Consider the following 10821-nt stretch of genomic DNA (forward strand, 5'->3'; position numbering starts at 1 on the left):
ATGCTAAGAGGTTTAAGAGAAACTGATGTGAACGCTATATGTGAGATCAACCAAGAGGCTTTGGGTTATTCTTTTAGTCCAGAGGACACGGCTAGTCAATTTGCTAGACTATCTCAGGATTCCCATCATTTCCTACTTGGCTATGAGAATGAAGCTAGTCATGCCTTGCTTGGATATGTCCACGCTGAGGTCTATGAATCACTTTATTCTAAAGCAGGATTTAATATTTTAGCTTTAGCAGTTTCACCTCAAGCGCAAGGTCAAGGTATTGGTAAAAGCTTATTACAAGGGTTGGAAGAAGAAGCAAAAAGACGTGGTTATGGGTTTATCCGCTTAAACTCTGCCGATCATCGTCTGGGTGCTCATGCATTTTATGAAAAAGTTGGTTATACTTGTGATAAAATGCAGAAACGGTTTATTCGCATCTTTTAGTTTGATTTTCTAATAAGAAAATTAAACTAATGGACTAGTCACACAATAAAAGGAGAAGACCTATGATTTTTGACAAAGATGATTTTAAAGCATACGATGCTGATCTCTGGAATGCTATTGCCAAAGAAGAAGAACGCCAACAGAATAATATCGAGTTGATTGCTTCGGAAAACGTAGTTTCCAAGGCTGTTATGGCAGCTCAAGGGTCTATCTTGACAAACAAATATGCCGAGGGTTACCCAGGCCGCCGTTATTATGGTGGAACGGATGTGGTAGACGTGGTAGAGACTCTTGCTATTGAACGCGCAAAAGAAATTTTCGGTGCAAAATTTGCTAATGTCCAACCTCACTCAGGAAGCCAAGCCAACTGTGCGGCTTACATGGCCTTGATTGAGCCAGGTGATACCGTTATGGGGATGGATTTAGCAGCAGGTGGACACTTGACCCACGGAGCTCCAGTTAGCTTCTCAGGTCAAACCTACAACTTTGTTTCTTATAGTGTAGATCCTGAAACGGAATTATTGGACTTTGATGCTATATTGAAGCAAGCCCAAGAAGTAAAACCAAAATTGATCGTAGCAGGTGCTTCAGCCTATTCTCAAATTATCGACTTTTCAAAATTCCGTGAAATTGCAGATGCCGTTGGTGCTAAGCTCATGGTAGATATGGCTCATATCGCTGGTTTGGTTGCGGCTGGCCTTCATCCAAGCCCAGTACCATACGCTCATATCACTACAACAACGACCCACAAAACCCTTCGTGGACCTCGTGGTGGTTTGATTTTGACCAATGACGAAGAACTTGCTAAAAAAATCAATTCAGCTATTTTCCCAGGTATTCAGGGCGGTCCTTTAGAGCATGTTGTGGCGGCTAAGGCAGTTTCCTTCAAAGAAGTTTTGGATCCAGCCTTCAAGGAATATGCTGCCAATGTAATTAAGAACAGCAAGGCTATGGCAGATGTCTTCTTGCAAGACCCTGATTTCCGTATTATTTCAGGTGGAACTGAAAACCATCTCTTCCTTGTTGATGTGACTAAGGTTGTAGAAAACGGAAAAGTTGCTCAAAACTTGCTGGATGAAGTCAATATTACCCTAAATAAAAATTCAATCCCTTACGAAACCTTGTCACCATTCAAGACAAGTGGGATTCGTATCGGAGCAGCAGCCATTACTGCACGTGGATTTGGTGAAGAAGAAAGTCGCAAAGTGGCTGAACTCATCATTAAAACCCTTAAAAATGCAGAAAATGAGGCTGTATTAGAAGAAGTGAGAAGTGCAGTCAAAGAATTGACAGATGCCTTCCCATTATACGAGGACTAAAACTTTTATGGACATTTATATTAAGAAAGCCATTATTCACCAGTTCAGTCCGGATGATACCGAGCTGTTCCTAGCGGATAAGCTTCTCAATATTACTCCAAAAATCGAAGAATACCTGCGTAAAAAAATTGAACGTGTGTATTCAGATGAAGCCAAGACTGGGATTTTCGAGGAAGAAAATCCCTTCTTCAATCACATCACAGACGATTTATTGGAGACATCAGTAACACTGGCTAATCTCTGGAAAGAGGAGTTTAGCATTTCTGAAAATCTCAAGACCAATGACTTGATTTTTGTGCAATTGTCTAAAGAAGGTGTGGAACATTTCGCTTTCTTGAGAATTGCCCTGCGTGAGACCTTGACTCACCTCGGAGGAGAAGTTGATAATCCAATCAAGCTGACTCAGAATAACCTGCCTGGATTTGGAACAGGGGCTGATGAGGCCTTGGTGGTTAATCTTCAGAGTCGCAAGTACCATCTGATTGAAAAACGAATCAAGTATAACGGGGCTTTCTTGAACTATTTTTCAGATAATCTTCTTGCTGTCGCTCCTAAGATTTCTCCTAAGAAATCTATCAAGGAATTGGAAAAAACAGCACAGCGCATTGCTGAGACTTTTAACACAGATGATTTTCAATTTCAATCCAAGGTCAAATCAGCGATTTTCAACAACCTAGAAGAAAGCAATGAATTGTCACCAGAGAAACTGGCCAATGACCTTTTTGACAACAATCTGACGGCTCGTTTGAGCTTTATTGACCAAGTCAAAGAAGCCGTACCAGAACCTGTTCAATTTGATGAAATTGATGCCAGTCGCCAATTAAAGAAATTTGAAAATCAAAAACTTTCCTTGTCAAATGGAATTGAGCTCATCGTTCCCAATAACGTCTATCAAGACGCCGAGTCTGTTGAGTTTATCCAAAACGACAATGGAACCTACTCTATCTTAATCAAAAATATCGAGGATATCCAAAGTAAATAATGTTTAAACGAATTCGAAGAGTGCTTGTACTAGCAGTCTTCCTTTTTGCTGGATATAAAGCTTACCGCATTCACCAAGATGTTAAGCAAGTTATGACCTATCAACCCATGGTGCGAGAAATCTTGAGTGAAAAAGACACCCCAGCAAACGAAGAGCTTGTGCTCGCTATGATTTATACCGAAACAAAAGGAAAAGAAGGCGACGTCATGCAGTCTAGTGAGTCTGCCAGTGGTTCCACCAACACCATAAATGATAACGCCTCTAGCATTCGGCAAGGCGTTCAAACTCTGACAGACAATCTCTATCTGGCCCAGAAGCAGGGTGTTGATGTCTGGACGGCTGTTCAAGCCTATAATTTTGGACCAGCCTATATCGATTTTATCGCCCAAAATGGCAAGGAAAATACCTTGGCTCTGGCCAAACAGTACTCTCGTGAGACTGTTGCTCCCTTGCTTGGTAATACCACTGGAAAGACTTATAGTTATATTCACCCTATTTCCATTTTTCACGGTGCTGAACTTTATGTAAATGGAGGAAACTATTACTATTCTAGGCAGGTTCATCTTAACCTTTACATCATCAAATGTTTCACTCTCTTTTCAACATCTGGCTAATCCAGGTGTTTTTGTTATAAGTTTTCTTTAAGATAGATATATTACTCTAAAAAGGTAAAGGAGGGAATTCCCTATGAGAAAGAAACTCTTTCTGACCAGTGCTGCGGTCTTGTGGGCAGTAACAGCTATGAATAGCGCCCATGCAGCAACAGATGTTCAAAAAGTTATCGATGAAACCTATGTTCAACCTGAATATGTCCTAGGTTCATCATTGTCTGAAGATCAAAAAAATCAAACCCTTAAAAAACTAGGCTACAATGCCTCAACAGACACCAAAGAACTCAAGACCATGACACCTGATGTCTATTCTAAGATTATGAATGTGGCCAATGACTCTAGCTTACAATTGTATTCATCAGCCAAGATTCAAAAACTAGGTGACAAGTCGCCACTTGAGGTCAAGATTGAAACACCAGAGAACATCACTAAGGTGACTCAGGATATGTACCGAAATGCAGCAGTAACCTTGGGTGTGGAACATGCTAAAATCACTGTAGCAGCCCCTATTCCAGTTACAGGTGAGAGTGCTTTAGCAGGGATTTATTATTCGCTAGAAGCTAATGGAGCCAAGGTGCCACAAGCCAACAAAGATTTGGCTCAAGAAGAGCTAAAGGCTTTGTCCGATATCAATGCTGAAAACAAGGACAAAACAGGCTATGATGCTAATAAATTAAACGTTGCCTTAGCAGATATTAAGTCAGGACTCGCCAAAGCTAAAGAAAGTAAGGGAAATCTGACAGAGGAAGATGTCCGTAAAATTGTTGAAGATACCTTGAAAAATTACAAACTTGATCAGGTTATAACAGGAAACCAAATCAATATCATCATCAATTTTGCTTTGAATCTCTCAAAAAGTGATATTCTTAGCAATACAGACTTCACTAAAACTCTAAATGACCTTAAACAAAGTATTGTTTCACAAGCTGGCGACAGTTTTAAAAATATCAACCTTAACTTTGATGCTGATAAGGCGCTAGAGGACGGTGGGAACTTCTTAAGTTCCCTCTGGCAAGCCATTGTCAACTTCTTCAAGAGTTTTGGTTCTTAAGAAATTTCATGGTATAATAGATGGTAACCCTAACGTTGCCGTCTTTTTTGTCGGCCAATAGAAAGAGAAAATAATGTTAAAGAAAAATGATATTGTAGAAGTTGAGATTGTTGACTTGACCCATGAAGGGGCAGGAGTTGCCAAGGTGGATGGTTTGGTATTTTTTGTTGAGAATGCTTTACCGAGTGAAAAAATCCTTATGCGTGTCCTCAAGGTTAATAAAAAGATTGGTTTTGGGAAAGTTGAAGAATACCTTGTCCAATCACCACACCGTAATCAAGATTTAGATTTGGCTTACCTGCGTTCAGGAATCGCGGATTTAGGTCATCTTGCCTATCCAGAACAGCTCAAGTTTAAAACCAAGCAAGTCAAAGACAGTCTATATAAGATTGCTGGAATTGATGATATAGAGGTTGCTGAAACTTTAGGTATGGAAAATCCAGTCAAGTACCGTAACAAAGCACAGGTCCCTGTTCGTCGAGTGAATGGTGTTTTGGAAACAGGATTTTTCCGTAAGAATTCCCACGACCTCATGCCTTTGGAAGATTTCTTTATACAAGATTCTGTGATTGATGAGGTAGTAGTAGGTCTACGTGACTTGCTCCGTCGTTATGATTTGAAACCTTATGATGAAAAGGAACAAGCTGGCTTGATTCGAAACCTTGTGGTGCGTCGCGGACACTATTCAGGTCAAATTATGGTCATTTTAGTAACAACTCGTCCTAAAATTTTTCGTGTCGACCAATTGATTGAACAACTAATCAAGCAGTTCCCAGAGATTGTGTCTGTTATGCAAAATATCAACGACCAAAACACCAATGCGATTTTTGGTAAGGAATGGTACACACTTTATGGACAAGACTTTATTACTGACCAGATGTTGGGAAATGATTACCAAATCGCTGGACCTGCTTTTTACCAAGTCAATACTGAAATGGCTGAAAAACTTTATCAAACAGCTATTGACTTTGCTGAATTAAAAGAAGATGATGTGGTCATTGATGCCTATTCTGGTATCGGGACGATTGGTATTTCTGTTGCGAAACACGTCAAGGAAGTCTATGGTGTTGAAGTAATTCCAGAAGCGGTTGAGAATAGTAAGAAGAATGCTCAACTGAACAATATTTCAAATGCCAACTATGTCTGTGACACAGCTGAAAACGCCATGAAGAATTGGCTTAAAGATGGAATTCAACCAAGCCTTATCCTAGTTGATCCACCAAGAAAAGGACTCACCGAGAGTTTTATCAAAGCTAGTACCCAAACAGGAGCTGACCGCATCGCCTATATCTCATGCAATGTCGCAACCATGGCGCGTGATATCAAACTCTACCAAGATTTGGGATACGAGTTGAAGAAAGTCCAGCCGGTGGATCTTTTTCCGCAAACGCATCACGTGGAGTGTGTAGGATTGCTTGTACGAGCTGAGTCATCAGCGAAGTAGAAGTAGATTCTCCGCCCATGGGATAGCTGTCGTAGAGTAAGGAGTTTACGACGAAATGATATGGTAAGTCCGAAACGCTCAGTGTGTAAGCTTGTTGCTAAAAGCGTAAAAACCTTGGAACGAAAGGAATAATAGACTTCCTGCGAAACAAAAATACAATACAATAAAACTATGGATGATGAAGCAAGTAAACAATTAAGCGATAGCCGTTTCAAGAGCCTTGTAGGTGTTCAGCGCACGAGATGTTAGCTGTGTTAAAAACAGCTTATCAACGCAACGTAAACGCGCAAAAGTGGACGAAAACCCAAATTAAGCCTAGACGGTCTCCTGGTCTCCTCATGCTAACTATTCAATACATGCGAGAATAGAGCACTTATGAACAAATTGCGGCTGATTTTGGCATTCACGAAAGCAACTTAATCCGTCGGAGCCAATGGGTTGAAGCAACTCTTATTCAAAATAGTTTTACGATTTCAAATTCTGCCTTAATTCTGTAAAAATAGTAAAATTCGAAGGATTGTGAAGGATTGTAAGGTAAGAGTTTTTTTCTTTCTGAAAAAATGGTATAATAGCAATCAAAACTAGAAAATAAAACGGAATTTGGAACAGATTTGTCTGTATCCTAGTAGAGTGGTGATACTATGAAGATTAGTAAGAGGCACTTATTAAATTATTCCATCTTGATTCCCTACTTTCTTTTATCTATTTTGGGCTTGATTGTGGTCTATTCGACCACCAGTGCTATTTTAATCGAAGAAGGCAAGAGCGCCTTGCAATTGGTTCGAAATCAAGGAATCTTTTGGATTGTTAGTTTAATACTGATTGCCTTAATTTATAAATTAAGACTAGATTTTTTGAGAAATGAGCGACTAATCATTTTAGTTATATTGATAGAAATGCTTTTATTGTTCTTGGCTCGTTTTATTGGTATTTCCGTAAACGGGGCATACGGTTGGATTTCGGTTGCAGGAGTAACTATTCAGCCAGCTGAGTACTTGAAAATCATTATTATTTGGTATTTGGCTCACCGATTCTCCAAACAGCAAGAAGAAATAGCTATTTATGATTTTCAAGTTTTGACTCAAAATCAATGGCTTCCCCGTGCTTTTAATGATTGGCGATTCGTTCTCCTAGTTCTGATTGGAAGTTTGGGAATTTTCCCTGATTTAGGAAATGCGACTATTTTAGTCTTGGTTTCCTTGATTATGTATACAGTTAGTGGAATCGCTTATCGCTGGTTTTCAACCATTCTGGCGCTCGTATCTGCCGCTTCTGTCTTTGTCTTGACCACTATCAGCCTAATCGGTGTTGAGACCTTTTCAAAAATTCCAGTATTTGGCTATGTGGCCAAGCGCTTTAGTGCCTTTTTTAATCCTTTTGCCGATCGTGCTGATGCGGGTCACCAGTTATCTAATTCTTATTTTGCCATGGTCAATGGCGGTTGGTTTGGTCTAGGTCTTGGGAATTCGATTGAAAAACGAGGTTATTTACCAGAAGCTCATACAGACTTTGTCTTTTCTATCGTGATTGAAGAATTTGGCTTTGTTGGTGCCAGTCTTATTTTAGCTCTCTTGTTTTTCATGATTTTGCGGATTATCTTGGTCGGTATCCGAGCGGAGAATCCTTTCAATGCCATGGTTGCACTCGGTGTCGGAGGGATGATGTTGGTTCAGGTATTTGTCAATATCGGAGGGATTTCGGGCTTGATTCCATCTACAGGAGTAACCTTCCCCTTCTTATCCCAGGGGGGGAATAGTCTTCTAGTCTTATCAGTGGCAGTGGCCTTTGTCTTAAATATTGATGCCAGTGAAAAACGCGCTAAGTTGTACCGAGAATTGGAAAATCAACCAATGAACCTTCTGTGAAGTAGAATAAAGAAAGGATAGTCTATGTCTCTTCAAAAATTAGAAAATTATAGTAATAAAAGTGTTGTGCAAGAAGAAGTATTGATTCTAACAGAATTGCTGGAAGATATTACTAAAAATATGCTTGCCCCAGAGACCTTTGAAAAAATCATGCAGTTGAAAGAATTATCAACGCAGGAAGATTATCAAGGTCTAAACCGTCTAGTGACTAGCTTATCAAATGATGAAATGGTCTATATTTCACGCTATTTTTCAATCTTACCTCTTTTGATTAATATTTCAGAGGATGTGGATTTAGCTTATGAAATCAATCATCAAAATAATATTGATCAGGACTATTTAGGTAAATTATCAACAACGATCAAAATGGTTGCTGAAAAAGAAAATGCCGCTGAAATTCTTGAACACTTGAATGTTGTCCCTGTTTTGACAGCCCATCCAACACAAGTGCAACGCAAAAGTATGTTGGATTTAACAAATCATATTCATAGTCTTTTGCGTAAATACCGTGATGTTAAGTTGGGGTTGATCAATAAAGAAAAATGGCACAATGATTTGCGTCGTTATATCGAAATTATCATGCAGACAGACATGATTCGTGAGAAAAAATTAAAAGTGACTAACGAAATCACGAATGCTATGGAATATTACAACAGCTCCTTTTTGAAAGCTGTACCTCATTTGACGACGGAGTATAAGCGCTTAGCGCAAGCGCATGGATTGAATTTAAAACAGGCTAAACCGATCACCATGGGAATGTGGATTGGTGGAGACCGTGATGGTAATCCCTTTGTTACAGCAGAGACCTTGAAACAGTCTGCACTTACTCAGTGTGAAGTCATCATGAACTATTATGATGAAAAGATTTACCAACTTTATCGTGAATTTTCTCTTTCAACTAGCATTGTCAACGTCAGCAAGCAAGTCAGAGAAATGGCTCGTCAATCCAAGGATAACTCGATTTACCGCGAAAAAGAGCTTTACCGTCGTGCCTTGTTTGATATTCAATCAAAAATCCAAGCAACAAAAACCTATCTGATTGAGGATAAGGAAGTTGGGACTCGCTATGAAACCGCCAATGATTTCTACAAGGATTTGATTGCCATTCGAGATTCTCTACTAGAAAATAAGGGCGAGTCCTTGATTTCAGGTGATTTTGTGGAATTATTGCAGGCAGTAGAGATATTTGGTTTTTACCTAGCATCAATTGATATGCGACAAGACTCTAGCGTCTATGAAGCCTGTGTGGCAGAACTCTTGAAATCAGCAGGAATTCATTCTCGCTATAGTGAGTTGAGTGAAGAAGAAAAGTGTGACCTTCTCTTGAAAGAATTAGAAGAAGATCCCCGAATTCTTTCTGCGACTCACGCAGAAAAATCAGAATTATTAGCAAAAGAACTAGCTATTTTTAAGACGGCTCGTGTTTTGAAAGATAAGTTGGGCGATGATGTCATCCGTCAGACCATCATTTCACATGCTACCAGCCTTTCTGATATGCTAGAATTAGCTATTCTATTAAAAGAAGTAGGATTGGTGGATACGGAAAGGGCGCGTGTTCAGATTGTGCCCCTTTTTGAAACAATTGAAGACTTGGATCATTCAGAGGAAACAATGAGAAAATATCTTTCTCTTAGCCTTGCCAAAAAATGGATTGCTTCACGCAATAACTACCAAGAAATCATGCTTGGTTACTCTGATAGTAATAAAGATGGCGGTTACTTATCATCATGTTGGACCCTTTACAAGGCTCAACAACAATTGACTGCTATTGGAGATGAATTTGGCGTTAAGGTTACCTTCTTCCATGGTCGTGGTGGGACTGTCGGTCGTGGTGGTGGGCCAACCTATGAGGCTATCACCTCTCAACCGCTCAAGTCTATCAAGGATCGTATCCGCTTGACGGAGCAAGGAGAAGTAATTGGCAATAAATACGGTAACAAAGATGCTGCCTACTATAACCTTGAAATGCTAGTATCGGCAGCTATTAACCGTATGATTACGCAGAAGAAGAGCGATACCAATACCTCAAATCGTTATGAAGCCATTATGGATCAAGTAGTGGACCGTAGTTACGATATCTACCGTGATTTGGTCTTTGGTAATGAGCATTTCTATGACTATTTCTTCGAGTCAAGTCCAATCAAGGCTATTTCAAGCTTTAATATTGGTTCTCGTCCAGCCGCTCGTAAGACGATTACTGAAATCGGTGGTTTGCGTGCCATCCCTTGGGTATTCTCATGGTCACAGAGTCGTGTTATGTTCCCTGGATGGTACGGAGTTGGTTCAAGTTTCAAGGAATTTATCGATAAAAATCCAGAGAATATTGCTATCTTACGAGATATGTACCAAAATTGGCCTTTCTTCCAATCGCTTCTTTCAAATGTTGATATGGTTTTGTCAAAATCAAATATGAATATTGCTTTTGAATATGCTAAACTTTGTGAAGATGAGCAAGTTAAGGTCATCTATGAGACTATTTTAAATGAATGGCAAGTTACTAAGAACGTTATCTTGGCTATTGAAGGACATGACGAACTCTTAGCTGACAATCCATATCTAAAAGCGAGTCTGGATTACCGTATGCCTTACTTTAATATTCTCAACTATATTCAGTTAGAGTTGATTAAACGCCAACGTCGTGGAGAATTGTCCAGTGATCAAGAACGATTGATTCATATCACCATCAACGGAATTGCGACAGGATTGCGTAATTCAGGCTAATCATTTTCAAAAGTGAAGATCAAAAAAATTCTAATAGACTATTGACAAGTAGTTTAAAAATGATATAATTTAACCATTCAGAAAAGTAATCGTACAAACTTTCAAGAGAGTCTGTGGTAGCTGAAAACAGATAAGTGGCGATGATGAAAATTGGGCTGAATGCTATTTAGAATTTGAAATCATAAAAATTCGGTGAGCACACCTTACAGTGCATCTCGTTATTGCGAGACAGAGCGATAGGGAAATTCCCTATAATTGAGGTGGTACCGCGCATCGACGTCCTCACACAAGTTTTTTGTGTGAGGACTTTTTTGATGGAGGTTAGTATGGAAAGAAAACGATGGCGTCGCTTGTTTATACTCAATGAAAATCAAAGTACAAACTAGGAAGCTAGCC

Annotated in this window: 8 protein-coding genes, 1 pseudogene and 1 other annotated feature; all 9 genes and pseudogenes read left to right on the plus strand. The window is 39.5% G+C overall.

Going from position 1 to position 10821, the window contains the following annotated elements:
• The 9 genes and pseudogenes from HT671_RS00770 to ppc all read left to right on the plus strand — a co-directional run bounded on the left by HT671_RS00770 (position 1) and on the right by ppc (position 10425).
• Entirely contained in the window at positions 1 to 432 is a 432-nt protein-coding gene (locus HT671_RS00770; protein ID WP_138703417.1) for a GNAT family N-acetyltransferase, read from the plus strand.
• Between the two features lie 62 nt (positions 433 to 494).
• Positions 495 to 1751, plus strand: coding sequence for a serine hydroxymethyltransferase (gene glyA, locus HT671_RS00775; RefSeq protein ID WP_023938113.1), 1257 nt, complete (start codon positions 495 to 497; stop codon positions 1749 to 1751).
• A gap of 7 nt (positions 1752 to 1758) precedes the next feature.
• Positions 1759 to 2733 carry a nucleoid-associated protein gene (locus tag HT671_RS00780; protein WP_031222414.1) on the plus strand — a complete coding sequence of 325 codons (975 nt, stop codon included), beginning with the start codon at positions 1759 to 1761 and terminating at the stop codon, positions 2731 to 2733.
• Positions 2733 to 3347: a cell wall hydrolase Pmp23 gene (gene pmp23 / locus HT671_RS00785; protein WP_000476369.1), complete on the plus strand. Its 615-nt coding sequence runs from the start codon at positions 2733 to 2735 to the stop codon at positions 3345 to 3347. Before HT671_RS00780 ends, pmp23 begins: the two co-directional genes overlap by 1 nt.
• Positions 3348 to 3420: 73 nt before the next feature.
• Positions 3421 to 4395: a DUF1002 domain-containing protein gene (locus HT671_RS00790; protein WP_001227752.1), complete on the plus strand. Its 975-nt coding sequence runs from the start codon at positions 3421 to 3423 to the stop codon at positions 4393 to 4395.
• Between the two features lie 73 nt (positions 4396 to 4468).
• Positions 4469 to 5839 carry a 23S rRNA (uracil(1939)-C(5))-methyltransferase RlmD gene (gene rlmD, locus HT671_RS00795; RefSeq protein WP_138703416.1) on the plus strand — a complete coding sequence of 457 codons (1371 nt, stop codon included), beginning with the start codon at positions 4469 to 4471 and terminating at the stop codon, positions 5837 to 5839.
• A gap of 171 nt (positions 5840 to 6010) precedes the next feature.
• Positions 6011 to 6327 (plus strand): annotated as a pseudogene (locus HT671_RS00800) (transposase family protein); the annotation flags it as partial.
• Positions 6328 to 6480: 153 nt separating this feature from the next.
• Positions 6481 to 7704, plus strand: coding sequence for an FtsW/RodA/SpoVE family cell cycle protein (locus HT671_RS00805; protein ID WP_138703415.1), 1224 nt, complete (start codon positions 6481 to 6483; stop codon positions 7702 to 7704).
• A gap of 24 nt (positions 7705 to 7728) precedes the next feature.
• The gene (gene ppc / locus HT671_RS00810) at positions 7729 to 10425 is read left to right on the plus strand and encodes a phosphoenolpyruvate carboxylase (protein WP_000058211.1); all 2697 of its coding nucleotides are present in this window, start codon (positions 7729 to 7731) and stop codon (positions 10423 to 10425) included.
• A 69-nt stretch (positions 10426 to 10494) separates the two neighbouring features.
• Positions 10495 to 10712: a binding site (T-box leader), on the plus strand.
• Positions 10713 to 10821 lie beyond the last annotated feature (109 nt).

It is taken from the genome of Streptococcus sp. 2741 (genome assembly GCF_013276315.1).
Taxonomy (GTDB): Bacteria; Bacillota; Bacilli; order Lactobacillales; family Streptococcaceae; genus Streptococcus; species Streptococcus pseudopneumoniae.